Source organism: Spirosoma pomorum (assembly GCF_054776615.1).
This window is the reverse complement of the sequence record NZ_BAAHBP010000038.1, coordinates 28,650-52,637: the sequence shown is the minus strand read 5'-3', so window position 1 is coordinate 52,637 and position 23,988 is coordinate 28,650. Positions and strand designations below refer to the sequence as shown.

The window sequence follows — 23,988 nt, the reverse complement described above, 5'->3', positions numbered from 1 at the left end:
TATAGGAATGACTTTAACTTGCTTTATTTAAACAGACCACCGAGCATATCACCCAGTCCTCCGCCTGACTGCTCCTTAGGCTTATCCTGCGTGTTACTGCTGCCTGAGTTACCCATAATGCGTGTCAGGTCGCTCATATCGAGTTTGCCGTCGGCCATAGCCGCCTGGGCCATACCCATCCAGTCTTTTCCACCGCTCAACGAGCCGACAACATCGTTCGTGTTGACCGAATTATCGTTGGGGTCCTGGGCTTTCTGGCTAAGTTTACTCAATACCATGGGAACAACAGCAGCCGCGATGGACATGGCGATTTGGGGAGAGATGCCCAGTTTTTGCAACAGATTGTCCTGCACTGTTTTCTGAACGCCCTGATTGACTTCCTGCTGCGCTCCGCTGTTGCCGGTCAGCATACCGATCAGGCTGCCGATACCGCCCCCCTGCACCTGCTGTTGCAGACCGCTTAGAATACCGCCCGAAACCGCCTGAATCGCGTCTTCGTGTTTGTTGCCCGGAATGGCCGCATTATTTGTAATGGCAGAGCCTGCCTGCTGCCGTACCAAATTCATTAAGGTCTCTAACATGATCGTCTTGATTTTGTTGATTAAGACCAAAACTACTATAATTGTTTTATGACTTCCGGTTTCCCCCGGAACGATACCGACCCGTCAATTCGTCGGTTTTATTTTGCTTTACATGACCAGCGATCAACCCGCCCCTCCGAGTCAGCCGATGGATACAACTTCCTTTACGGCACAGGTACAGCCGCTGCTGACGGATCTATTGTATCCCAGCGAATCCGACGAACCGTTGGAGGTTGTTTCCTGCTACCTAACTCAACCAGAACCGCTTACGGTAAGTCAGATCAAAGACTGGCAAATGCTGCCGCCTTCGGTTTTCGTTGAAGAATCTACGGAAGAAGCCTTCTGGAAGCCTGTCCTGACCGAACAGGACTGGTACGGCGACGAAGAAAAAGCACGAACGGCCAAATTTCAGCAACTCAAGCAGGTGCTGGAAGCCAACCTGACCGAGCGGCAGGTATTTCGCGCTGGCGAATCGGAAATTGATCTTTTCCTGCTGGGGCGATTGCCCGGTGGCGAGCGGATGGGCCTCAAAACGATGGTCGTTGAAACCTAGCCATTCGGTTTCACAAGCGTACGTATTTTCTTTATTAGGTATCATCTGTACCGTGTCGGTTACTACGTCACGACACAACTCAGTTTATAACTAGCCGCCTGCCCTGAGTTTTGGGCAGGCGGCTCTTTTTTCGGGTCTGCCGGTCAAAGTCACCTGAACTATACATAGTATTGTTTACGTTCTCCCCTTCACCTGGCCAACCTCTGCATGGCCAGAAAAACTCAACTTGTCAATACGGATTATTACTGCCGGGTCGGTCTCAAGCGCGAAATTTACGTCCGGGCTTTTCGTTCGAATATCAATCCCGTTGGTCAACGTATTCGATTTATTGATTCAGGTATTTACCCCCGTTACTTACTAATTTTTACAACTCTCCTGACGATTACACTATGACACAAGTGAAGGCTTTCTCTAAGCTGATAGACGTAACGAAAACGCGACTTCGCTCAGAAACAGCTTTGCTGCTGGCGTTCCTGTTGCTGGTTTCTCTGGCTGGCCCGTTTGCACAAGGGCAATCGGCTCCCCTTAGTTTTCCGGTCCCACAGCATATCCCCAACCAGCTATTTTATCTCCAGCGTGATCCAAACACGAACACCATCATCTGCGCTCTGAACGTAAAAGATGGTAAGCTGGTCACAAACGATCCGGTGCACGTCTACTGGATTCGGTACGCGGAAGACAAGCAGCCCGAGGAACTGAACTATATACAGAAAACCTTTGCGTATGGTATCAAGTCCCGCCCCCTGGGCAACGGTCAGTACGAATTGAACTTTGTATCGTACAAGAAACTTCCTCTGCGTTTGGCCCGCTCCGAACGGGATAACAACTACTACGTGTACGCCAACGTAAACCAGAAAAAAATTCAAATAAAGCGGCTTTACGTCCGGATCGAGGGCGGAACCATGTGGGTTCCGAACGTGCGTTACATTCAACTGGAAGGCATCAACACCGCCACGGGTGAAAACGTCCTGGAACGCATTCCAATTTCCATGAAGAATGACACATCGGTCTAATTAGTCCGCGATTCTATAAATTAAAAAAGCCGAGGGGCGTCGCTACAAAGCGATGTCCCTCGGCTTTTTTAGTAACTACTTTTCTTATTTCCCAGCGATCCGGTACAAACGACCCTGATCGGTGATCGCGTACAGAGCGCCATCTTTCCCCTGGGTAATATCCCGGAATCGCTGCGTCTCATCGGCAAGCAGGCGCTCTTCGCCCACAACCCGGTTATTTTCAATCACCAGCCGGGCAATGTGCAGACCACTCAGCGTACCTACAAAAAGGTTATTTTTCCATTCGGGCATTTTATCGCCGGTATAGAACGTCATGCCGCTGGGCGACACCGAAGGATCCCAGTAATACACGGGTTGTTCGAGCCCAGCCTTTTGCTGAATACCTTCGCCAACCTTCTCGCCACTGTATTCAATGCCGTAGGTAATAGTGGGCCAGCCGTAGTTTTTCCCGGCTTCGATGCGGTTGATCTCATCACCACCGCGTGGACCAAATTCTCCTTCCCACAGATCGCCCGTTGCGGGGTTCATCGCCAGCCCCTGTACGTTCCGGTGGCCGTACGAGTACAGTTCAGGACGAGCGTCGGCTTTGCCGATGAAGGGATTACCGGCCGCGGGTTTTCCATCAGTCGTAATACGAATCACTTTACCCAGGCCGGAATTGATTGATTGGGCCTGCGGACGGGTTACTTTATCCGAGCGCTCGCCAGTGCTGATGATCAGGTTACCCTGCTTGTCGAACAATATACGTCCGCCGTAGTGCAGATTGCCTTTGTAGGCAGGCGTTGCCCGGTAGATAACGGTCGCCCCTTCGATCTTTTTCTCATCGGCCGACAGTTTTCCTTTGGCCACGGCGGTCAGGTTCCCGCCGGTTGTTGCTTCCGAAAAAACCCAGTATACCATCCGGTTTTTCTCGAAATCAGGATCAACCCGAATGCCCAGCAGACCGCCCTGTCCCGATGGATTGACGGCCGGAATACCGGAGACAGGTTCACTTACCTTACCATCCATAGTCGCAATCCGCAGCGTTCCTTCCCGCTCTGTGATGAGAAAGCGCCCGTCGGGCATGCTGGTGATCCCCCACGGAAACTTGAGCGATTCCGTCAGCACTTTACCTTCGTATCCGGCGCTGGTTTTAACGCTCGCTACCCGCGTCTGTCCGGCAAAAGCTGGTTTATAGTTTGAGTTCGGCTCTTTGGTTTCTACTTGCGCCAGCGAGTCCGTCTGCGTTGCCAGTACTAGCGCTGAGACCGTCGCCAGTACAATAAGTTTATTAGTCATCGTGAGTAAATAAATTGACGTATCAAATGTAGCATGGTTTTAGTTAGCGGTCCGACTCTTCGCTGCGCAAAATCGTATCGATCGTTGCGATCTCCTCCGCCGTGAACGTAAGGTTGTCGAGACAACGTAACGAATCAGTGATCTGCTGGGGCTTACTGGCGCCTAACAGGACCGATGTAATACGATTATCCTTCAGAATCCAGGATAAAGCCAGTTGCGCCAGATCCTGTCCGCGCGCCTGGGCAACGTCATTCAGTTTGATAGCCTTGGCAATTTTAGTATTCGTGATCTGGTCGCCTTCCAAGGCTCCGTTCCCCCGGTGACTAGCGGCTCTGGAATCAGCCGGAATGCCTTTCAGGTACTTGTTGGTCAACAGTCCCTGTTCCAGTGGCGAAAATGGAATACAACCTACGCCTTCCCGCTCCAGTACGTCCAGCAGACCGCCTTCTACCCACCGATCAAACATCGAGTACCGGGGCTGGTGAATCAGGCAGGGAGTGCCCAGTTGTTTCAGCAGGTCAATAGCCTGTTCCGTTTCGGTAGCGCTATAGCTGGAAATACCGACGTACAGAGCTTTCCCCTGTCGCACGATTAGATCCAGCGCCGACATGGTTTCCTCCAGGGGCGTATGCGGGTCGGGGCGGTGATGATAATAAATATCAACGTAATCGAGCCCCATTCGCTTCAGACTCTGATCCAGACTGGCTACCAGGTATTTCTTTGATCCCCAGTTCCCGTAAGGGCCATCCCACATAGGCCAACCGGCTTTGGTCGAAATAACTAACTCATCCCGGAAGGGCGCAAAATCTTCTTTGAAAAGCTGCCCAAACGTTTCTTCGGCCGAGCCCGGTGGGGGCCCATAATTATTCGCCAGATCAAAGTGAGTGATCCCGTGGTCGAACGCCGTCCGCAACATGGCCCGGGCGTTGTCCAGGCTATCAATTTTCCCGAAGTTGTGCCATAATCCCAATGAAATGGCGGGCAGTAATAAGCCGCTGTTGCCGCAGCGTCGATACAGCATGTTCATGTATCGTTCCGCAGAAGGAGAATACGTCATTGTGTAGTGTAAGCGTTAACTTGATTTAGTAAGGGTATCCAGCAAAAGTCCGCTGTTCTTTCCAGAAAACAGGACAATACAATAACAAATCGTTTCGATAGATCCCGCCAGCGTTGTCCACCTTCCGAATTATTGGTCTAACAATACTAGCTGTAATCCAGCACATCAACCCATCGTAACCGGCAATTGGCAAAACAAACGCATTATCACACCCAAATTCATTCATTTAACTATTTGATTATCATTTCATTACTTGCAGTGCTGTATATCTCTCGCAGGTAATGAAACAAAAATCCACACCCCAACGCAGGCCTAATCGGCCAACACTCGCAGTTTCCTCATCGAGAAAGCCAGTAGCAACCGAGCCGAACCCAATAACGTACCGGCCTCAAACGATCAGTCGGTCGGCCCCGGCTCTGCTCTTTGGTTTATTCCTGGCTACTCTACTAACTCCGCTGGTCTATAGTTCAACGACTTATTTTGGCTTTGTTTCTGAGCGGACCTGGTATTTCTCCGCACTAGTCGAGGCCATGGCTATCATTGCGGTACTCAGATCTGGCTTCTTTTCGGGTAAGCTTTCCCGCTTGCAACTCTCAGTCTTGTTATTACTCCTCGTTCTTGCCTTGGCGGACAGTTTTGGCGTCGATCCGCTTCAAAGTTTTTTCTCTACCTACCTCCGGCTGGAAGGCTTCCTGCTTTACCTACACCTGGGCCTGTATTTCTTCGTCCTGACCCGAATTCCCTTTTCGCGGCAACAGTGGAACGCTGCCCTTTTACTCAATGTATCGGTCGCCCTTACTGTAGTTATTTGGGGGGCTACCCAAAGCAGCGGCTGGCAGGCCGTCGATCATCGGCTCGTCGCTACCGTAGGAAATCCAGCCTTTCTGGCTGCTTACCTGCTCATGAATTTATTTCTGAGTGTTTATCTCGTTACACAGTTCCCAGGGATTACTCTGTCTGTTCGTCTGACCGTCCTGGCACTGGTTAGCGTTACGTTAGTAACGGGCATCTACCTGTCTGGTACCCGGTCGGCTTTACTGGCATTGGTTCTTGGCGGGCTCTATTTGGCTGGCGCAACGATGTGGCACCGCTCGCAGAACTGGCGGGCCAGTGTAAGTTGGCTGGCGCTGGGGCTGGCGATACTAGGCGGTTCATTCTGGTTAGTTAGTCAGTTGGCATTTTTCCAGCAGTTTCCGATTATGTACCGCCTTACTCACTTTACTGGCGAGTTCAATACGTTTTCTCCTCGTTTTGTCTGCTGGAAAATTGGGCTTGACAGTTTTCTGGACCGTCCGCTACTAGGCTGGGGACAGGAAAATTTCAGCTATGGTTTCGCGCGCAATTACGATGCGTCGCTGGCCGTTTCGGGCACGCAGGACTGGTACGACCGGACCCATAATCTGTTTGTCGACTGGTTATTCTCGACGGGTCTTTTAGGGCTTTGCAGCTATCTGTTTGTCTGGCTGTGCCTGGTTCAGCGGCTACGCGCGAATAAGGATTTCACTCCGTTCGAGCGAATAGCGTTGGCTAGCGTTTTCGTTGGCTACTTCCTGTTTAATCTACTTAACTTCGACAGCCTGCTGTCCTTACAGCTTTTCTTCATCCTGCTGGCATTCGTCGATACGGCGACAAGTTCGACCGTATCGACTCCGATTTCTGTGTCAAGTTTATCTCTACGCTGGCTCCTTCCAGCCCGGGTTGGTATACTAACTCTAGCTGTTACGTTATTTATCTATTCGGTATACCGACCCTTCCGGACACTTCGGGCGCTTGATCGGCAAAACCTCCTCACGGACGTCCAGCAACGAATCATGGCGCTGGAATCCATTTATGATCATGAGCCTGGTCATCAGCTTGACCTGTCCGATGCCGCCACATCGCTGACGCTTAGCGTCCTGCAAAGTACATTACCGGCCGCGACCAAACAGTTTTGCTACCAACGCAGTAGCCAGCTGGTGCAGGAGCAGCTTCGTCGGCATCCGGACTATACCCGATTAATGGCCCGAGTGGCCGCACTCTATCTGGCCGGTGGCGAAAGCGACAAGGCTATTGTTACGTATCGGCAAATTAATAGATTGGAAAGTAATCGACGCCCGTCGGCTTTTCTGCAATTGGGTAACGCCCTGCTGGCAAAGCAACAGTTTAGCCAGGCCGTTGCCGTTTTCGATACGGCTTCCCGTTTACAACCACAATGGCAGGAACCGGTTTTATACAAAGCCCTGACGTTCGCCCTGCAACGAGATACGACCCGTTGTTTTGCGACACTCAGGAACATCAGTACCGAAACCCTCATCAACCGGCTGACATTTATCAAGCGGATTTATACCCAGGCCGGCAGCCCGCACGAATTTGTGAATCGGATCTCACAGACGACCTATAAAGGCACCTATACGCCCGCCGTTTTTGTAGAATGGGCACTAACGGCTTTTGATACTCATGACCTGACGCAGATGACGAGCGCTATCAATAGCTTTTATCACCTTTATCCAAATAGCAAGTACGATTATGCCACCATGCAACAGGTCATCAACGAAGGTCAACGCGGCATCCGTCCCGACCGGCTAATCGCTATGGCTCAGGACATTGCCCAGTAAAAAGCTAAATCCCAGCCTTCAAAGGCTGGGATTTAGCTTTTTATGCACTTTAGTCACATTTCTATTTACCCGAACAGATCGTAACGTTCTTCTTGAATATGATCTCGACTACTTGATTACCAGACTGATTACCCGAGTTGATTACTCTTGATTGAAACCCATTGTAGTACACACCAGCTTCGTAATTTGTGTTAGGCTCCAATCCGGTCAACGTTCCTTGGCCGGCGGTGAAGTAAGCTACACTCATTGGGTCACTGCTTCCCGCTTTGCGATAATACACCCAGGTCGAGGGTGAGATTTGAACGTTGTTGTTGTTTTCGCAATAAGCCAACACTTTAACCTTTGTATCAACTAGTTGTGGATAATTGACAGCTACTGAATTATTACCACAAATGCTGTTAACCGTCGAAGAACCGATCTTGCTACCATTCAGGGCGAACAGTTCGAGCCGGGCCTGACCAGGAAAAGGATAATAAAAATTAACCGAGTTTTCATAAGATATTCCGCTACTATAGTACGAATCGCCCCGGAAGAGAACCCAACGGACAGCTTGCCCATCTGGTTTGCCTGTGATTGTCCATCCGCCTGTATCGCAATTTCGTCCCGTGTAGAACCAGTCCAGATTATACCAGGATAGGTGTGTAATCTCTAACTCGACTTGCAATTCTCCCTGCTCTGATTTCACCACAGCATCACGCTCGTATATCCATTCACCTGTATTCTCATTATAGCTAAACACAGGAATCTTATCCCCAACTTTGACCGGTGCATTAGTCTCAGGGTTGATCAAGGCTTTTGACACCTCCATCTCTACTTTGACTGGTTGGCTGAAATTGGCCACTTTCTGTCCACTGGACGATGCAATTTCGATGGATGCAAAACCTGCTGTAGCAAATGACCCCGCCGAGTTCGTCTGCCCCTGGTTGTCCCGACTCACCCGCGTTTCAAAACCACCCGGAAAGGCGCTAAGTGACGACTGATTCTGCGATGAATAGGCAGCAACAGCGGCTGACAAATTACCGGTTACCGCCTGCCCCTTCTCATCTTTGAGTTGCGTACCTGCTGGTAATTCTACGGTGACCTGAGTCGAGTTAGAGTTCGTGATAGGCGTTGAGATCACTTCCGCAGTTTTCACTACGCCTGTCGAGTTGGTTTCGACCGTTTCCGTCGATATAGCTACCCCCACCGGTGGTGCATCTTCTTTTACCAGCCGAATCGAAAACGGTTCAGGCTTGGCTTCCCGAATCGTCAGGTATTGGCTTGAGCCAATATAACCCGGTGCGTCAACCACAACCCGTAGTTCAGCGGGTTTCGCCGTCGAAGGCACACTGCCAATCAACCCAATGAAAATATCCCCTTTTTCATTCTTAAAGGAGGTTGTTGACACTCCTTCGTAGGTAATCACGCGGGAGGCATCAGGACCAAAAACGGATACGGTTATGGGTACGTCCAGTTGCATTCCCGTTTTGGCATCCACCACTAACCCCTGCATCAGTGTTTTTGCTGGCTCGTAGTTCAGTTTGAAAACGACGCCTTTTAACGGATCGATGTTTTTGATGTCGTTCAGGTCCTGGCATCCAACTAAGACCCCCAGCGCTGTTGATAGCCCGATAGTCTTCAATAATTGCCATTTTGGTTGGTAGAATATGTTCTGCATAATCAGTTGGAGATGGATTATAATTTATAGGATAAGCCTAGGTTGACAACGGGATAATACTTCAGTGGCTTCAGGTTGTTCTGAATAACTTCACCCTGATCAGATGACGGCTCAAGCAGACCAGTCGTCTTGAACGTAATGATGGGGGACTGCTGGTAGAAGAATCCGATGTCCAGCATAAACTTGAGCCGGTGGCGGGTGTAAGGATTGCCCCAGCCCAAACCGATGTAAGGAGCAAGCTTGTTAAAATTTGCCTTACCGTCCAGCGTTCCTACTTCATTGATCGTAAAGACCACGTCATTGATTTTTACGTCTTTCGTCGGCTTCCCAAAAAAGGATATCTGGTTAAGATTGTAATAGGCTCCCCCGGTCAGTCTGAATCCAGCTCTTTTGAATGGGTAATAGTCCAGTAATAAATCAGCACTTTTCAACTTCACCGCATAATCGAAACCGATTTGAATTTCGTCGGAGTCTTTGCCGCTTTTCAGATTCCCTTTGTAATTGAAGAGATTCATACCAAGCCGAACGGCTAGCTGACGGTTGATGGAATAGCCAACAGCGGCACCGCCCCCGGCTGTACCAGCCGAAATCATGAAGGCAAAGCCGGGTCGATAAAGCGGTAGCGAATGCGCCGGGACGGCAGCAGGTTCAGAACGTAACGAATCCGTCTGGCAGGTCGCTACGAGGGGCGAAGCAAGGGCCAGCGCTAGTAAAAGGTGTTTCATTCGACTATGGATTTGGTAAAAAAAAACTCAGGCTATAGTTAACTATAACCTGAGTCGTCGCCAAGATCATTACATCGAACGGTATCCAGGAAAGGACTGTATTTACTTAGCGGATGTTTATATACCCTAAAATCTGTCCAGTAACAAATAGGAAACCTATCCAACAAAACACATACACATATTAACGTAAAACAAAAAACCCCGACTTTTGAGCCGGGGTTTTCGTATACACAGGTCTGTTTACTTCACTTGTTCCACAACGGCAGCAAACGCTTCCGGGTGGTTCATGGCCAGGTCGGCCAGTACTTTACGGTTCAGTTCGATGCCTGACTTATTCAGAGCACCCATCAGGGCCGAGTACGACATGCCATTGATGCGCGCACCCGCATTGATCCGCTGAATCCAGAGACCACGGAAATCCCGTTTCTTGGCACGACGGTCGCGGTATGCGTATCCTAAACCTTTCTCGACGGCGTTTTTAGCAACCGTCCAGACATTTTTACGCCGACCGAAGTATCCTTTGGCCAGCTTCATTACTTTTTTCCGACGCGCCCGTGAGGCAACGTGATTGACGGAACGTGGCATAATAAGTTGTGTTTTTTGACGACTGGCGACCACTTAACGGGTACTTGATGGCCAGTAATCGGGTGAAACGTGAAACCAGACGCAACTGCGTCTTTTTTAGACGTTCAACAGCGCTTTGATACGTGTTTCGTCTGCTTTAACAACGACCGTAGCGTGAACCAGGTTACGCTTTTGTTTCGTCGTTTTTTTCGTCAGAATGTGACTGTGGAAGGCGTGCTTCCGCTTGATTTTCCCGGTACCGGTCAGCTTGAACCGCTTCTTGGCCGCCGAGTTTGTTTTAACTTTTGGCATTGTCTTGGAAACGCTACTTGTGAAAAATTGAGTAAACAGGCCGCAAAGATACGTTTTTTTCGATCAGAATGCCATTATTCCTTTGGCGCCTTTTATTGATTTACACCAAAACGCCACGCGTCCGTCTTAATCGCCTAGTGAACGATTAAGACGGACGCGTGATCTGACAAACTAATTATTTCTTAACCGTCACCGTTTTAGGAGCCAGGAACATGGTCATGCGTTTGCCTTCCAGTTTTGGCTCGGCTTCGATCTTTCCAAACTCTTCGAGTCCTTTCGAGAAACGCTCCAGCAATTGAAAACCGCGGTCTTTGAAAACAATCGCCCGGCCGACAAACTGCACGTACGCCTTCACTTTGGCTCCTTCTTTCAGGAAGTTGATGGCGTGCTTCAGTTTGAACTCGAAGTCGTGGTCGTCGGTATTCGGGCCGAACCGGATTTCTTTGATCACCACTTTCGTGGCGTTCGCTTTGATTTCTTTCTGCTTTTTCTTCTGCTCGTATTTAAACTTCGAATAGTCTACAATACGACAAACGGGAGGAACAGCATTAGGCGAGACTTCAACCAGATCAAGATTCTGGGCTCGGGCTAGCGCCTGTGCTTTATTTATATCGTAGATTCCCTGCTCTACATTTTCACCGACCACCCGAACTTCACGGGCCAGGATGCGCTCATTGACTTTGTAGGGTTCTTCAACCACGCGACGGGGTGGTCTGCGCTGGGGTAATGCCATATATTGTGTTTAAGTGTAACTGACTCGTAAAAGTCGTTTGGATAACGTATTGATTCGTAAAAAGTTCGGGAAAGCTATTCAAAATACAGATTCTGTACAAGTTTGCTTACCAAACGTATGATTGCAGTAGACCGGCGCTACGTCCTGTCGATATACGCGAACGTAACACCGGTCTAAGCAGACTATTACTTCTTATAATTTCACTTCTGACTGAAAGGTTTGTACAAATTCGTCAATGGTCATACTACCCAGGTCACCCTGGCCTTTACGACGAACCGATATTTTTCCTTCAGCCGCTTCTTTCTCGCCCACGACAAGCATGTATGGTACTTTGTTGACTTCCGCGTCCCGGATCTTTCGGCCGATTTTCTCATCCCGTAAATCCACGAATCCACGGATGTCATGCTCCTGCAACGTCAGGAACAGATCATTAGCGTAGTCCTCGTATTTCTCCGAAATCGGCAGAATCGCAATCTGATCTGGTGATAGCCAGAGCGGGAAGTTACCCGCCGTATTCTCAATCAGAATAGCAATGAACCGCTCCAGCGAACCAAATGGGGCCCGGTGAATCATTACCGGCCGGTGTTTCTGGTTATCGGCTCCGATGTACTCCAGCTCGAACCGGTTTGGCAAGTTGTAATCTACCTGGATAGTGCCCAACTGCCACCGGCGCCCGAGGGCATCGCGAACCATGAAATCAAGTTTTGGTCCGTAAAAAGCAGCTTCACCCATTTCAACTACGGTCGGAAGGCCTTTTTCGGCAGCCGACTCAATGATGGCCGCTTCGGCTTTCTCCCAAAGATCGTCAGATCCGATGTATTTTTCCTTGTTCTCAGGATCGCGAAGTGATATCTGCGCACTATAATCGTCGAAGCCCAACGATTTGAATACGTACAGTACTAAGTCGATCACCTTCATGAACTCCTCCTTCACCTGATCGGGGCGGCAGAAGATGTGAGCATCGTCCTGCGTAAAGCCCCGCACACGGGTTAGTCCGTGTAATTCACCTGATTGCTCGTAGCGGTATACCGTACCGAACTCAGCGAGTCGCAGGGGCAGGTCGCGGTACGAGCGGGGCCGGGTTTTGTAGATCTCGCAGTGGTGCGGGCAGTTCATTGGTTTCAGCAGGAACTCCTCATTCGGGTCCGGCGTCCGGATCGGCTGAAACGAATCCTCACCATATTTCTCCCAGTGTCCCGACGTAACGTACAACTGCTTGCTACCGATATGGGGCGTAACGACCGGCGAGTAACCCGCCCGGATCTGGGCCCGGCGCAGAAAGTTCTCCAGCCGCTCGCGCAACATGGTTCCCTTGGGTAACCACAGGGGAAGTCCCTGCCCTACTTTTCCCGAGAACGCAAACAGGTCCAGTTCTTTACCCAGTTTGCGGTGGTCACGCTTTTTGGCTTCCTCCAGCAGGAACAGGTAGTCATCCAGTTCTTTCTGTTTTGGATACGTAACGGCGTAGATACGAGTCAGCTGTTTGTTCTTCTCGTTTCCACGCCAGTAAGCGCCCGCTACGTTCATGATCTTGGCCGCTTTAATAAAGCCCGTATTGGGAATATGCGGTCCTCGACACAGATCGGTAAAGTCGCCCTGGGTATAGAACGTAATCGACCCATCTTCCAGCCCGTCGATCAGGTCTAGTTTGTACGGATCGCCTTTTTCGTTAAAGTAGGCGATCGCATCAGCCTTGCTGACAGGTTTACGGACGTACTGCTGCTTCTGGCGGGCCAGCTCCAGCATTTTGTCTTCTACCTTCTTAAAATCTTCCTGCGAGAATGACTGGCCGTTCAGATCCACATCGTAGTAAAAACCCGTTTCGATGGCTGGTCCAATCCCGAATTTTACGCCTGGATACAGCGCTTCGAGCGCTTCGGCCAGCAAGTGAGCCGAGGAGTGCCAGAAGGTAGCCTTTCCTTCAGTGTCATTCCAGGTCAGAAGCTGCACATTGGCGTCTTCCTCAATGGGCCGGGCAGCGTCCTGCACGACGCCGTTTACTTTAGCGGCCAGTACGTTACGAGCCAGGCCTTCGCTAATACGAGAAGCGATATCTAGGCCGGTACTTCCTTTAGGGTACTCTCGAACGCTCCCGTCGGGCAGCGTTACGCGGATTTGTTGGTCCTGCGCAATCATGCGTCTATGGTTTATTTGTGGGCAACCGTGGTCTGCCTACAACTGCAGACCACTCATATAAGTAAACGTTTACAGGTATTCTCCGTTCAATTTTCCCGCCAAAATAACTGGCTGACGGTTTTTAGTTGATTGGTTTTATGGTTCGGCGCAACGAATCGCTTCCCCCCGCCGAGTTGGTCGCTTTAGGCTGAATGGTCGATATCCGCACACGGGTCGTGTCCAGCACTTGCCTACTCCGACCCGCTGCCGCTGCGGCCTCCGCCGAAGCGTCCGGCAAAAGTAATGGGTTATACGAATTTCGCGTGTATTGCCGGCGCTGTGCCCGCCATAAACCCTGGTAAGCTAGTTTGTCGTTCGCATCCAGCTTCGTTGCTTTATCATAAGCACCGATAGCAAGATCATATTGCCCGGTCTGCTCGAAACAATAGCCGATATACGTATCGATCCGCGGAAACTGAGGCCGGAGCTGCTGCACTCGCTGATAATTGGCCAGTGCATTGTAATAATTCCGGTAAGCCTGATTGATTAAGCCAATCTGAAAATAAGCCTGGTAATAGTTCGGTTGCAGCTTAACCGCTTGTTGATACCAAACCACGGCACTATCCAGCCTCCCAGCGATGTGGTATGTAACGCCCTGACTATAACACAGTCGGGCGTTGTTGGGAAAATACCGGATGGCCTGTTCATTGTACGTTAGTGCCGAGTACGGATCTTTCAATGCCCGATAAACGGACGCTAACTGACTGTATGTGTCCAGGTTACGAGGTTTTAGTTGCAGCGAATGTTTGTATAGGGCCAACGCCTGGATCGTATCGCCCAGTTTAGCCGCCATCAATCCTTTGAAAAAATAAGCGTCGCCGTCGTACGGTGCCATCTGCAGAGCACGCGCTACGTACAACTGCGCCCGATCAAACTGACGCTGTTGCTGGAGTAGATCCCCCTGCAGCGTGTAAAGTTCGGGCGTATCAACCCCCAGAATTTCGGCCCGCTGGGCATTGTCAAGCGCTTTGGCTGGCTGTTGTAACGCTCGCAATACCCGAGCCCGGGTCAGGTAATAAGTACCGATATTGGGCTCGCGGCTAACGGCTTCGTCAATATCCGCCAAAGCTTCATTCACCCGCCCCATATCCAGCAGGATCACGGCTCGTTTGGCATACGCCGACGCGGGTGACGATTGATTGATGGCATTCGTCAGCGCTTGTAACGCTCCTTCCACCCGACTACTATCGCCCACTTGCGGTACCTCATGGATTCGGGCCGATTGCCGGGTTTCATCACTGCAGGAAAATAAAAAGAGCGAAAGAACGAAAGGAAGAAAGAGCGATGATGTTGTAATAGAAACTGGTACATGAGCGGACACCTGAGGCTTTTGTTTCCAGACAAGCGCGACGACGTACTGGCTCACGGAACGCATAAGCCATACGATACGACTCTGGTGTTTCAGTCCGTCACGAATCGCTTGTTGGCTTTGCGCATGTATTGCCTGTAGTAGCACTCTTCCAACGGCGCTTATGTCGCTTTTTTGCTCTTTCACTCGTTTGTTCCGCTTCGGCGGTCCGATTCGCTCTTTAACAAAGGTACAGATGCAAACCGATAAAAGACGCCCAATGGAAGACGCTTGCGACTTTGGTCACCCATGAACAGTTCACCCCATTCGGCGTTCGGCACGTCACCAAAAATTTGGCTCATCAGGTTATCGAGCAACAACGATGAGAAGCCGAGTGAGTATAAATTAATGATAAAGAAGAAATCCTGCTGGTCCAGTAAGTCGGCACAGGACTTTAGCAGATCGGTCAGGTGTTCTTCCAGCACCCATTTTTCGCCATCGGGGCCTCGTCCGTAAGCAGGTGGGTCCAGAATAATACCCTGATACTTATTCCCCCGGCGAACCTCCCGCCGAACAAATTTGACCGCGTCTTCCACCACCCAGCGGATGTTATCCAGGCCGCTGTAATCCATGTTTTCCCGCGCCCAGCTGATGACCGGTTTGACGGCGTCTACGTGCGTTACGTCAGCACCCGCCTGCCGGGCCGCCAGCGATGCGCCACCGGTGTAGGCAAAGAGATTCAGGACTTTGGGGCGGCTCTGACCTGTTTCGTTCAGAGCAGTAATTTTATCGTGAATGAATGCCCAGTTGTCAGCCTGCTCCGGAAAAAGGCCTACGTGTTTGAAAGTCGTTAAGGCCAGCTTAAATTTAAGATTCAGTCCGCCCTGCTGGAACGTAACGAACCAGGGATCACGCATACCGGGCGCCACTTGCCAGTCGCCCCGCTCGGGCGACTGACGATCGCGTCGGAACGTAGCGTGCGCATTCTCCCACTCCCTGTCCGACAGCGATTTGTCCCAGATGGCCTGGGGTTCTGGTCGGGAGAGAATATACTCGCCAAACCGTTCGAGTTTTTGAAATTGACCCGAGTCAATCAGTTCATATTCCGACCAGGGCGCGGGGGTAATTAATTGCATGAATTCACGTAAAAAGAGATTGTCTGCTCCAAGATAGAGACAAGTCCGCCATCAGATACTGTCTAGGTTGGTAATTACTGGGCCATTTTCAAAATCAGTTCGAACTCATCAGGCCGAATAGGCATCACCGATAAACGAGACTGTTTAATAAGGCCAACCGAGGCCAACATGGGCTCGGCTTTGATTTGGGTCAATGATACTGGCCTCGCAAGAGCCATTACCGGTTCCAATTCAACGACGACCCACGGAGTTGGCGGGCCTCCCGGCTCAGCAGGAACGGTTGGATCAGGGTATGCTTCTTTGACAACGGTTGCCAGCCCAACGACGCAGGGGTTGGTTACGCTATGATAATAGAGTACCTGATCACCCAGTTTCATGGCACGCAGATTATTACGTGCCTGATAATTACGAACACCATCCCAGACGGCGCGTCCTTGTTCAGTAAAATGGTGCCACCCGTATTTGTCGGGCTCGGATTTAACTAACCAGAAATTCAAAAGAGTGAAATCGGACCACCGAAGCGGAGGGAATGAATGAAAAAGCGAAACTGGACCGCGCCACGGTACCAGACCACGCGGAAAGACTTAATGAGTGAAGAGCGATTCCAGCCGGTATATTCGCTCTTTCACTCATTAACTCCTCCGCTCTTTAATCAATAGTAATCATCATGATCGTGGCTGTTGCCGAAGGGTGAGCCGTACTCATCAGCGTCGTTTTCGTAGCGAGCCCCTGCTCCTTGAAACGTAAACGCTTTTTTCAGGATCATGATCTGTCCGGTATGGTAGAGATCATGGTTAATCACGCCATGCAGCATATCATAATATGTATACTGACGGCCGGGGACAATGTCTTCCAGGAATTCGTCGTCGTCACGCTTATCCAGTTCATTGACGAGTTCTTCCTGGCTCAAACTCAATTCCATTTCCAGCGCTTCCCACTCGAAGTCGTCAATTTTGTCGGGTAATGCACCAAAATCCTTAGCGGGCGTTGTAATGTCAAAATCAGCATCGCCCTGCATCTTTTTAACGCAGAATATACGCCAGCTAGTCATGTGGAAAACTAGTTCGGCGATAGTGTGTGTATTAGGGGTGATTCGTTTGCCGGCCATAGCTGGTGTTACTCCCCGCAAGGCCTCAACTACCGAGGGACCATGCCAGGCTTCTTCACTCTCATATGTTGTGTTCAGCAGATCGATTATACGAATCAGTTCGTCGTTGGCAATCATAATGTAATAAGTTGGCGCGTCGTGTACTAGTCTAAGCCTACAGCTAAATGAATATGGCTTCTTTCCTTTGTGTCCATTTCTCCATAGACAACTTACATAATACACAAATCGAAGACAAAGTTACAGCAATAATTACAGGCGTAAGAAAAAACAGCAAACGAGACTGGAAATAAAGACCAAATGCCTATTGCCTTACCGTTCTTTTGTAACCGTATATTAACGATCAATTGATTAAGCGAAAAATAATTGAATAATTTTTTACCGTACCTAATAATAATTAAATGACCACTTATCTTATTTTTGTCCAAATCAGCAAGAAGACCTACTCATAGAACACAAAGTCAATTAACCACTGGCAACTCTTTAATAACATCGTGTTTTCTTATTAGAAATTTTATAAACTTACCATTACACAAATATCTATAAATAAACAATTTATACACAAAACATTGATTTTAGAAACATAATAACAATTCAATTATCAGTAAGTAATTACACTCATCAAGTGCTGAAAAATAGTTAACACTATAAAGCACAAGGGCCAGTTACATTATTAAAAATCTATAATTTCAGAGTAGAAGTAGAAGAGCGTAAACATTTACGAAAAATAGTATACCAAATAGGATTACAACACTGAGATAGGGCATCTGTGATGGCGTCAATTACAACTTACTTAACCTAGCTTCCTTTAAACTAACATATCAAGATGGTTACGTATCATAAACTTAAAGATGAGGAACTGATTCGTATGTATTTGCGTACGCAGCAAAATGACTATTTTGAGACACTCTATAATCGCTATGTCAGTAAGGTTTATCGACGTTGTTTATCACTGACAAAAGATACTGCGAAGGCCGAAGATTTTACCCACGACATTTTCATTAGGGTCTACGGTAACCTCATCAACTTCAAGGAGCATTCCGCTTTTTCTACCTGGCTTTATTCAATATCTTATAACTATTGCATGGATCAGCTGCGGTATGCCAATCGACTGCCGACCGTTGAGCTTGAACAAGAATCCGACAATCATTGGGTCGATACGGCAGAAAATGAACTACTCGAAATGCAGCTTCAGCACCTGGCACAGGTTATGCGCACTATCTCGCCCGATGAGCTGCAGATGCTACGAATGAAGTATGAAGAGGGCATGGACATCAAGGAAATCGCCCAGCAGCTCGATCTGAAAGATAGTGCGGTTAAAATGCGGTTGAAACGCACCCGCGACAAGATCAGGAAACTATTTACCGAAAAGGACTATTAATCAGCGGGCTCAGCTGGTGTGGTTGGTTCTTCCACAGTGGCCGGTGTGGCTACGGTTGACCGGCGGCTTCGCTCCCAGTTCCCTTTTTCAACCGTGGGACGCTGAACGTACACATCCAGCAGGCTATTAGGGCGCGCCAGATATTCACGAAGTAATGTCCGGAGCGAATACCCATCCGGCACGTCCTGCGCGGCAAAAGCAATCGCATCAATACCCTCGTGGTTACTGATGAACAAAGCCCGCGCGTTGTGAAAGTTCTGGGATATGACCGTAATCTTGTCCTGATTAAACACTTCTTTGCAGCGCACAACAGAATCGAACGTACGATACCCCGCGTAATCAAGGGTCATTACCGACTCGGGGACTCCTAATTTGACGAGTGCCCGTTGCATGTCGGCGGGCTCGTTATAGTATTCTGAATCATTATTACCACTCAGGATAAGGTATTTTACTTTCCCTTCTTTCCAGAGTCGAGCCGAAGCCTCCATCCGGTAGCGAAAAAACAGATTTTCCTTGCCCGAGCGAACAAATTTGCTTGTCCCTAGTACCAGACCGACATCATTGGTCGGCAGCTCATTGATATCAAAATACACTTGCTTGCGTGTACTGTGCACCACCCACCAATTAGCCGCCAACACGCCAATTGCCCCGGCAAACGCCAGGGCAATACATGTTTTTGTGGCTCGTTTGACCACACGTACACCCAACGCTTCGCGGGGCGCTTCGCCGTTGTAATCAGTTGTGGACAAGGTGGTGTTCATTTCACGAATTTACACACGCGTTAGTCTGGCATTATTTACGAAAACAAACCTAACTGCATAGACTCTTTTTCATCGGAAGCCTCATCTTCATCGAGCGAGATAGCCGGTTGCGAGGCTGCTTTTGCTGACGTTGATGCAACAACTTTTGGTTCCGCCAACCTGACGTCTTTCACTTTAGCAAAAGGCAGTTTGTTACCCAGCGCCTTCCAGCCTCTTATTTCGATGAAACCTTCGGGCTCCAGCATCATTGTTTCAACCGGCCCTCGGTCTTTTACCTGGTGGACGAGCTCGATGCGAGGATATTGGTCCAGCGTAATAGCCAACAGCTTAGACCCTTTCGCATCACCAATAATACTAAATTTCTTATCCAGTGATGTCGTTTCGATCTTAAATCGTTTAACGTACCAGGCCTTTTGGTTGGCCTCGTAATACACCGCCGACAGCACGCAGTCTGGATCGAATTTTTCCAGCACGGCAATATCACCGGGCTCGTAACGGTTGGTCAGATCGAAACTTGTTAGCTCATACTGTCCGTCCTTGTAAACGACGACGATGCTGTCTTTCGCGTCGAAGTTCCCCAGTAACCGCCCCCGTTCATCCCGGTTAAGCCGACCCAGATGCTCGTCATACCAGATGTCGACCCCACCTAATGTTGACACCCCACCGGACTTCAGCGTAATTTTCCGAACCGGATACTTCGTCAGGATATTCCCCTGCGCCGAGCGATTTTTGATCCCTACCGAGGCAAAGTCATAATCAAACTGTTTGATTTTAGCCGAGCTCTGCGCTGTCAAACTTACGGTGATTACTTCTGCTTCACCGTTATCATTGGCGCTGAAATACGTAATTTTTGACTTTGGATTGCCCATGGTCAGGTCATATTCCCGATCACGCGTCACTCCCGTTACCGGGAACCGTTTGATCATTGAAATGCCAGATTTTGCATCCAGGTACACTAGGTTATATATTTTCCGTTCGTCGTTTTTCTTAAAGACAGACACGTACAGAATATCTTTTCCAACGAACACCTTCTCCTGAATTTTCGTCACCATGCATTTACCGTCGCGTCGGAACACGATGATGTCGTCAATATCCGAGCAGTCGCTAACGTACTCATCTTTTTTGAGTCCATAGCCAATAAACCCGCCTTCGCGGTCGACATACAGTTTCTGATTGGCGGCCGCGACTACGTTAGCGGCAATAGTATTAAACGCCCGAATCTCAGTCTTGCGTTCACGGCCCTTGCCATACTTCTTCTGTAGGTCTTTATAATAATTAATGGCGAAGCGGGTAATATTGGCCAGGTTATCTTCCGTTTCGGCCAATTCCTGCTCCAGTCGACGCATCAGTTCGTCGGCTTTGAAGCCATCGTATTTAGAAATCCGCTTGATTTTGATTTCTGTCAAACGAATGAGATCGTCCTCAACGATTTCCCGGTAGAACTGTTTCTTGAACGGTTTGAGCGCTTTGTCGATCGTTGCCAGCACGGCTTCAAATGTTTCGCACTCTTCAATTTTCCGATAAATCCGGTTCTCAATAAAGATTTTTTCGAGCGAGCTGTACAGCAAACGCTCCATCAGTTCACTCCGTCGGATTTCCAGCTCTCGCTGCAGCAACTGCACCGTCTGGTGCGTGTTCACCCGCAGAATGTCGAGCACGCTCACAAAATGTGGCTTATCGCCGATGATAACACAGGCATTAGGCGATATAGACACCTCACAGTCGGTGAAGGCATAGAGCGCATCGACGGTTACGTCCGGTGAGACACCCGGCTGCAAATGCACCAGAATTTCGACGTCCCGGGCCGTATTATCGACGACAGCCGCTACGTTCCGGCTGGGGGCTTTGATTCGGATTTTACCCAGTTCAGCAGCTTTTACGATCGAATCGATAAGCTGTGACGTGGTTACACCGAATGGTACGTCCCGGATCGCCAGCGTCTTCTTATCGACTTCTTCGATTCGGGCCCGGACGCGTACTTTACCGCCCCGGTGCCCGTCGTTGTAATTACTAACGTCGATGAGTCCCCCCGTCTGAAAGTCCGGGTATAGCACCACGGGTTTATCCTTGAGAATCTGGATGGAAGCCTCAATCAGTTCGTTGAAGTTGTGGGGCAGAATCTTCGTTGATAATCCAACCGCGATTCCTTCAACCCCCTGCGCCAGCAGCAACGGGAATTTTACCGGCAAGGTTACCGGCTCTTTTTTACGTCCGTCGTACGAGAGCTGCCATTCAGTCGTCTTGTCATTATAGACGGTATCCAGGGCAAACTTCGACAGACGAACCTCAATATACCGGGGAGCCGCTGCGCCATCGCCAGTGCGAACATCGCCCCAGCTGCCCTGCGTATCGAACAGCAATTCTTTCTGGCCAATGTTCACCAGAGCCTCGCCGATGGAAGCATCCCCGTGGGGGTGAAACTGCATCGTCTGCCCGATGACATTAGCTACTTTATTGAAACGACCGTCGTCCATTTCGTGCAGGGCGTGGAGAATCCGACGCTGCACGGGTTTTAGGCCATCCTCCACGGCCGGCACGGCTCGCTCGAGGATAACGTACGACGCATAATCCAGGAAATAATTCTGATACAGGCCCGACACAACCGTTTGATTGTGCAAACTTTCGGTTCCTGGCTCAGCCGCTTGTTCATCGGTCCCAAGCGCATCGACGGGCGTTTCGTCCGACGCAGGCAGGGCTGCATCGGCTTGTTGCTCGTCGTCCTTAGGGTCCAGATTTTCTTCGTTCATCATGAATGACTACAAACCTTTTTCAGCTAAAATTGGCGGGATTGCTTACCCTTTCCGATTTTCATCGGCTCCTTAAATATACAAAAAAATGTTTAAAAACCGGCCTATTGACCGCAAAAAGGCCTATTTCGTTTCGGCAAACAATGGCGAATGAGTTTAGTAGCCGTTGCTGAGGTTAACAGCGTTCTCGAGGGGTTCCCCCTTCTGAAAATGCTCCAGATTCCGAAGGAACAGATCCACTTTACCACCGTCCTCGTCGGGTTGACCGCCCCCCGTATGCTGGGTCAGCAACACCGTCGGCAGCGACCAGAGCGGGCTGTCGAAGGGCAGGGGTTCCGTAGCCGTTACGTCCAGCACCGCCCCCCCTATTTTTCCAGCCTGAAGCGCAGCAATCAACGCTGGCTCGTCGGTGGTGGTTCCCCGACCCACGTTGGCGTAAATACTCGTCGGGGTCATGGCTGCAATCAGATCGGCGGAGAAGAAGTTACGCGCCGAACCCGGCAGGCAGTTGATGACGATGTCCGTTTCGGGGAGGGCCGCTGTCAATTCCTCCACTGAGTGTAGGTCGGCTTGCAGGTCGGTACGGGCCAGCATTTTCGTCTGGCAGGCAAAGCCCGTCAGCATCTGTTTAACCGCCTGCCCAATAGTGCCCGTTCCAAGAATAACGACCCGCTTTTTCAGGAGAAGCTCCATCCGGTTACGAACGGGTGCCCCTACCCAGTTTTTACGGCTCTGCTCCACGGCCAATTCGGGAATCCGACGGTACAGCGCCATGATTCCAGCGATCATCGTTTCCGCGCAGGGCCACGCAAAATAGTCACCCATGTTGGCTACAGCAGCCGTCAGCTTCACCTGGGAATATTTATCAAATCCTGCGGAGTCAAGCTGCCAGAACTTGAGTTCGGACAGGGGCTCACTAAGCCAATCCGGGTCGGGATTACCCATCAGAATATTGGCCGTACGGAAGGCGTCCTCCTGCTCGGCTTCTGGTAAATCCTGACGAAAAATGACCGCTGCCTCAGAGGGTATCTGCTGCCGAATCCGGGCCGTTAAGGTTTCGTCCAGCTTCGTGTTTACGAATAGTATCATACCGCTAGTTACGAAAAAACGACCCGTTTGGTTGCGATTGTCCGTTTCTTATGCCCGCTGAACGGGTAACTGCTTGCCCGCACGCAGGGGTTGCAGGTTAACGATACAACGGACCAGCAAGGTCAAAGGAAAGATAACGTCAACGCCCCCTGGCACCTTGGACAACAGCATTCCCACCAGGATCAGAACGGCCGTCCCCCCAAAATACATCGTTCGGCGCCGGGTCGTGGTTGTTTTTCCCGTCACCCAGTAAATCAGCGGAAAATGCAATGGCATCAGATACAGTAAAGTCGGGTTCCAGGCCGTAACCCCATGATCCGTGGCTACCCAAAGTAAGAAGAGCAGCCAGCCGCAGATGCCCGAAAAGCAGAAAAGCAGCCGATCCAACCATCGGTCGACCACCCCACGCTGATACCGGCGGACGGTAAAGAAAGCTATAGCTATACCAAGTAGAGCAAATACTACTTCAGGATTAAAAATAAAAGGCAGCTCCTGCGGAAACGTCCGGCGGGCTTCGAACAGCGTCCGATCATTGCTCACTAGATTCACCACCCGACCATCGGCCTGCCGCAGTTTGGCATTACCCAACTGGTTGTGTACCTGCTCAGGCAGGTACATGGCGTGCCAGCCATCGGTCTGCTCATCAGCGGGTTGACCAATGGCCAGGTTCATGCCCACTTTTGCCCAGGGTTTCTCGCCCAGGTACTGGTTCATCAAGTCCCGGTATGACTTCCCCGTCATCACCGACCGGGACGGGATGGTCAGGCTATCGCCACAAGCCTCCGCTATTTTGTCGCGCGGGCGGGTCGCGCAGTTATCGTAAAAGAATTTGTACTGGTACGTCCGGTTTTCGGGCCGCATGTTTGTTTCCAACACGTCGAACAGACGATCTTTCTGCGCAGCCGTCAGATTCAGCGTCTGTTCCCGCAGCGTCCGATTTTCCTGCTGATAAGCGTACACGAACAGATACATGTCGTACGCATCAATGTAATACGGCAGGGTACCCCGCAGGAATTTGACGTAGAAGTTATTTTCGGCAAACCGGAATCCTCCCCAGCCGTACGTCCGGTCGATATTCTGCACGGGGTCATACACCCGGATGGCCGTGTGCCCAAACACCGAATATAAATCCTCGCCCGGCCCCGCCGTCAGCAGACTCATCTGCGCCGAAGGCGAAAGACGTTGCTGGGCCGATACCGAAACTAAAGGAGCGAGTAATCCGATCATCAGCACGTAACA

22 protein-coding genes are annotated in these 23,988 nt (G+C 50.1%); 5 read left to right on the top strand and 17 right to left on the bottom strand.

Translation table 11 applies throughout. From position 1 onward, the window contains the following. Positions 1-23: 23 nt before the first annotated feature. Positions 24-581 (bottom strand): hypothetical protein, encoded by a 558-nt coding sequence (locus ACYVAD_RS23630; RefSeq protein ID WP_461142020.1) that lies wholly within the window; start codon positions 579-581, stop codon positions 24-26. A 112-nt stretch (positions 582-693) separates the two neighbouring features. Here ACYVAD_RS23630 and ACYVAD_RS23625 point away from each other — a divergent pair, with 112 nt between their 5' ends. The 3 genes from ACYVAD_RS23625 to ACYVAD_RS23615 all read left to right on the top strand — a co-directional run bounded on the left by ACYVAD_RS23625 (position 694) and on the right by ACYVAD_RS23615 (position 2,147). Continuing rightward, positions 694-1,134 carry a nuclease A inhibitor family protein gene (locus tag ACYVAD_RS23625; RefSeq protein ID WP_461142019.1) on the top strand — a complete coding sequence of 147 codons (441 nt, stop codon included), beginning with the start codon at positions 694-696 and terminating at the stop codon, positions 1,132-1,134. 207 nt (positions 1,135-1,341) lie between these two features. Beyond that, on the top strand, positions 1,342-1,527 hold the full coding sequence (locus tag ACYVAD_RS23620) for a hypothetical protein (RefSeq protein WP_461142018.1): 186 nt from the start codon (positions 1,342-1,344) through the stop codon (positions 1,525-1,527). Continuing rightward, positions 1,524-2,147 carry a DUF4833 domain-containing protein gene (locus ACYVAD_RS23615; RefSeq protein WP_461142017.1) on the top strand — a complete coding sequence of 208 codons (624 nt, stop codon included), beginning with the start codon at positions 1,524-1,526 and terminating at the stop codon, positions 2,145-2,147. Before ACYVAD_RS23620 ends, ACYVAD_RS23615 begins: the two co-directional genes overlap by 4 nt. 84 nt (positions 2,148-2,231) lie before the next feature. On the opposite strand, the gene ACYVAD_RS23610 is transcribed toward ACYVAD_RS23615, so the two are convergent. Both ACYVAD_RS23610 and mgrA read right to left on the bottom strand, forming a co-directional pair. After that, the gene (locus ACYVAD_RS23610; RefSeq protein ID WP_461142016.1) at positions 2,232-3,425 is read right to left on the bottom strand and encodes a PQQ-dependent sugar dehydrogenase; all 1,194 of its coding nucleotides are present in this window, start codon (positions 3,423-3,425) and stop codon (positions 2,232-2,234) included. 43 nt (positions 3,426-3,468) lie between these two features. Then, complete coding sequence (mgrA, locus tag ACYVAD_RS23605; RefSeq protein ID WP_461142015.1) at positions 3,469-4,482, bottom strand: L-glyceraldehyde 3-phosphate reductase; 1,014 nt, start codon at positions 4,480-4,482, stop codon at positions 3,469-3,471. Positions 4,483-4,763: 281 nt separating this feature from the next. Between mgrA and ACYVAD_RS23600 the strand changes: the two genes are divergently transcribed. Next, a complete protein-coding gene (locus tag ACYVAD_RS23600; RefSeq protein WP_461142014.1) occupies positions 4,764-7,076 on the top strand; it encodes an O-antigen ligase family protein in 2,313 nt (770 codons plus the stop codon). Between the two features lie 61 nt (positions 7,077-7,137). On the opposite strand, the gene ACYVAD_RS23595 is transcribed toward ACYVAD_RS23600, so the two are convergent. From ACYVAD_RS23595 to ACYVAD_RS23550, 10 genes are all read right to left on the bottom strand, one after another. After that, on the bottom strand, positions 7,138-8,733 hold the full coding sequence (locus ACYVAD_RS23595) for a hypothetical protein (protein WP_461142013.1): 1,596 nt from the start codon (positions 8,731-8,733) through the stop codon (positions 7,138-7,140). A 17-nt stretch (positions 8,734-8,750) separates the two neighbouring features. Then, positions 8,751-9,458, bottom strand: coding sequence for a hypothetical protein (locus ACYVAD_RS23590; RefSeq protein WP_461142012.1), 708 nt, complete (start codon positions 9,456-9,458; stop codon positions 8,751-8,753). Between the two features lie 240 nt (positions 9,459-9,698). Next, on the bottom strand, positions 9,699-10,043 hold the full coding sequence (rplT, locus tag ACYVAD_RS23585) for a 50S ribosomal protein L20 (protein WP_176567490.1): 345 nt from the start codon (positions 10,041-10,043) through the stop codon (positions 9,699-9,701). A gap of 96 nt (positions 10,044-10,139) precedes the next feature. Further along, positions 10,140-10,334, bottom strand: a complete 195-nt coding sequence (gene rpmI / locus ACYVAD_RS23580) for a 50S ribosomal protein L35 (RefSeq protein WP_461142011.1) — start codon at positions 10,332-10,334, stop codon at positions 10,140-10,142. A 175-nt stretch (positions 10,335-10,509) separates the two neighbouring features. After that, positions 10,510-11,067 (bottom strand): translation initiation factor IF-3, encoded by a 558-nt coding sequence (gene infC, locus ACYVAD_RS23575; RefSeq protein WP_461142010.1) that lies wholly within the window; start codon positions 11,065-11,067, stop codon positions 10,510-10,512. A 192-nt stretch (positions 11,068-11,259) separates the two neighbouring features. Then, positions 11,260-13,203 carry a threonine--tRNA ligase gene (gene thrS, locus ACYVAD_RS23570; RefSeq protein ID WP_461142009.1) on the bottom strand — a complete coding sequence of 648 codons (1,944 nt, stop codon included), beginning with the start codon at positions 13,201-13,203 and terminating at the stop codon, positions 11,260-11,262. A 121-nt stretch (positions 13,204-13,324) separates the two neighbouring features. Then, positions 13,325-14,617 (bottom strand): tetratricopeptide repeat protein, encoded by a 1,293-nt coding sequence (locus ACYVAD_RS23565; protein ID WP_461142008.1) that lies wholly within the window; start codon positions 14,615-14,617, stop codon positions 13,325-13,327. A gap of 116 nt (positions 14,618-14,733) precedes the next feature. Next, on the bottom strand, positions 14,734-15,666 hold the full coding sequence (locus ACYVAD_RS23560) for a class I SAM-dependent methyltransferase (RefSeq protein WP_461142007.1): 933 nt from the start codon (positions 15,664-15,666) through the stop codon (positions 14,734-14,736). 74 nt (positions 15,667-15,740) lie between these two features. Then, the gene (locus ACYVAD_RS23555) at positions 15,741-16,163 is read right to left on the bottom strand and encodes an EVE domain-containing protein (RefSeq protein ID WP_461142006.1); all 423 of its coding nucleotides are present in this window, start codon (positions 16,161-16,163) and stop codon (positions 15,741-15,743) included. A 155-nt stretch (positions 16,164-16,318) separates the two neighbouring features. Continuing rightward, positions 16,319-16,891 carry a DinB family protein gene (locus tag ACYVAD_RS23550; protein ID WP_461142005.1) on the bottom strand — a complete coding sequence of 191 codons (573 nt, stop codon included), beginning with the start codon at positions 16,889-16,891 and terminating at the stop codon, positions 16,319-16,321. Between the two features lie 706 nt (positions 16,892-17,597). Between ACYVAD_RS23550 and ACYVAD_RS23545 the strand changes: the two genes are divergently transcribed. After that, positions 17,598-18,152, top strand: a complete 555-nt coding sequence (locus ACYVAD_RS23545) for an RNA polymerase sigma factor (protein WP_461142004.1) — start codon at positions 17,598-17,600, stop codon at positions 18,150-18,152. On the opposite strand, the gene ACYVAD_RS23540 is transcribed toward ACYVAD_RS23545, so the two are convergent. The 4 genes from ACYVAD_RS23540 to ACYVAD_RS23525 form a co-directional block, all read right to left on the bottom strand. Next, complete coding sequence (locus tag ACYVAD_RS23540) at positions 18,149-18,913, bottom strand: SanA/YdcF family protein (protein WP_461142003.1); 765 nt, start codon at positions 18,911-18,913, stop codon at positions 18,149-18,151. The two genes, ACYVAD_RS23545 and ACYVAD_RS23540, sit on opposite strands and share 4 nt — an antisense overlap. Before the next feature lie 35 nt (positions 18,914-18,948). After that, entirely contained in the window at positions 18,949-21,663 is a 2,715-nt protein-coding gene (locus ACYVAD_RS23535) for a DNA gyrase/topoisomerase IV subunit A (RefSeq protein WP_461142002.1), read from the bottom strand. A 153-nt stretch (positions 21,664-21,816) separates the two neighbouring features. Beyond that, entirely contained in the window at positions 21,817-22,749 is a 933-nt protein-coding gene (locus ACYVAD_RS23530) for a D-2-hydroxyacid dehydrogenase (RefSeq protein ID WP_461142001.1), read from the bottom strand. Positions 22,750-22,797: 48 nt separating this feature from the next. Further along, the gene (locus tag ACYVAD_RS23525; protein ID WP_461142000.1) at positions 22,798-23,976 is read right to left on the bottom strand and encodes an Lnb N-terminal periplasmic domain-containing protein; all 1,179 of its coding nucleotides are present in this window, start codon (positions 23,974-23,976) and stop codon (positions 22,798-22,800) included. Positions 23,977-23,988: the final 12 nt, after the last annotated feature.

Excerpts from the sequence above, each read along its gene's own strand:
- ACYVAD_RS23525 (WP_461142000.1), bottom strand. The coding sequence starts at position 23,976 with ATGATCGGATTACTCGCTCCTTTAGTTTCGGTATCGGCCCAGCAACGT.
- rpmI (WP_461142011.1), bottom strand. The coding sequence starts at position 10,334 with ATGCCAAAAGTTAAAACAAACTCGGCGGCCAAGAAGCGGTTCAAGCTG.
- rplT (WP_176567490.1), bottom strand. The coding sequence starts at position 10,043 with ATGCCACGTTCCGTCAATCACGTTGCCTCACGGGCGCGTCGGAAAAAA.
- ACYVAD_RS23550 (WP_461142005.1), bottom strand. The coding sequence starts at position 16,891 with ATGATTGCCAACGACGAACTGATTCGTATAATCGATCTGCTGAACACA.
- ACYVAD_RS23540 (WP_461142003.1), bottom strand. The coding sequence starts at position 18,913 with ATGAACACCACCTTGTCCACAACTGATTACAACGGCGAAGCGCCCCGC.
- mgrA (WP_461142015.1), bottom strand. The coding sequence starts at position 4,482 with ATGACGTATTCTCCTTCTGCGGAACGATACATGAACATGCTGTATCGA.
- ACYVAD_RS23630 (WP_461142020.1), bottom strand. The coding sequence starts at position 581 with ATGTTAGAGACCTTAATGAATTTGGTACGGCAGCAGGCAGGCTCTGCC.
- infC (WP_461142010.1), bottom strand. The coding sequence starts at position 11,067 with ATGGCATTACCCCAGCGCAGACCACCCCGTCGCGTGGTTGAAGAACCC.
- thrS (WP_461142009.1), bottom strand. The coding sequence starts at position 13,203 with ATGATTGCGCAGGACCAACAAATCCGCGTAACGCTGCCCGACGGGAGC.
- ACYVAD_RS23600 (WP_461142014.1), top strand. The coding sequence starts at position 4,764 with ATGAAACAAAAATCCACACCCCAACGCAGGCCTAATCGGCCAACACTC.
- ACYVAD_RS23620 (WP_461142018.1), top strand. The coding sequence starts at position 1,342 with ATGGCCAGAAAAACTCAACTTGTCAATACGGATTATTACTGCCGGGTC.
- ACYVAD_RS23530 (WP_461142001.1), bottom strand. The coding sequence starts at position 22,749 with ATGATACTATTCGTAAACACGAAGCTGGACGAAACCTTAACGGCCCGG.
- ACYVAD_RS23590 (WP_461142012.1), bottom strand. The coding sequence starts at position 9,458 with ATGAAACACCTTTTACTAGCGCTGGCCCTTGCTTCGCCCCTCGTAGCG.
- ACYVAD_RS23625 (WP_461142019.1), top strand. The coding sequence starts at position 694 with ATGACCAGCGATCAACCCGCCCCTCCGAGTCAGCCGATGGATACAACT.
- ACYVAD_RS23610 (WP_461142016.1), bottom strand. The coding sequence starts at position 3,425 with ATGACTAATAAACTTATTGTACTGGCGACGGTCTCAGCGCTAGTACTG.
- ACYVAD_RS23595 (WP_461142013.1), bottom strand. The coding sequence starts at position 8,733 with ATGCAGAACATATTCTACCAACCAAAATGGCAATTATTGAAGACTATC.
- ACYVAD_RS23565 (WP_461142008.1), bottom strand. The coding sequence starts at position 14,617 with ATGCGTTCCGTGAGCCAGTACGTCGTCGCGCTTGTCTGGAAACAAAAG.
- ACYVAD_RS23545 (WP_461142004.1), top strand. The coding sequence starts at position 17,598 with ATGGTTACGTATCATAAACTTAAAGATGAGGAACTGATTCGTATGTAT.
- ACYVAD_RS23615 (WP_461142017.1), top strand. The coding sequence starts at position 1,524 with ATGACACAAGTGAAGGCTTTCTCTAAGCTGATAGACGTAACGAAAACG.
- ACYVAD_RS23560 (WP_461142007.1), bottom strand. The coding sequence starts at position 15,666 with ATGCAATTAATTACCCCCGCGCCCTGGTCGGAATATGAACTGATTGAC.
- ACYVAD_RS23535 (WP_461142002.1), bottom strand. The coding sequence starts at position 21,663 with ATGATGAACGAAGAAAATCTGGACCCTAAGGACGACGAGCAACAAGCC.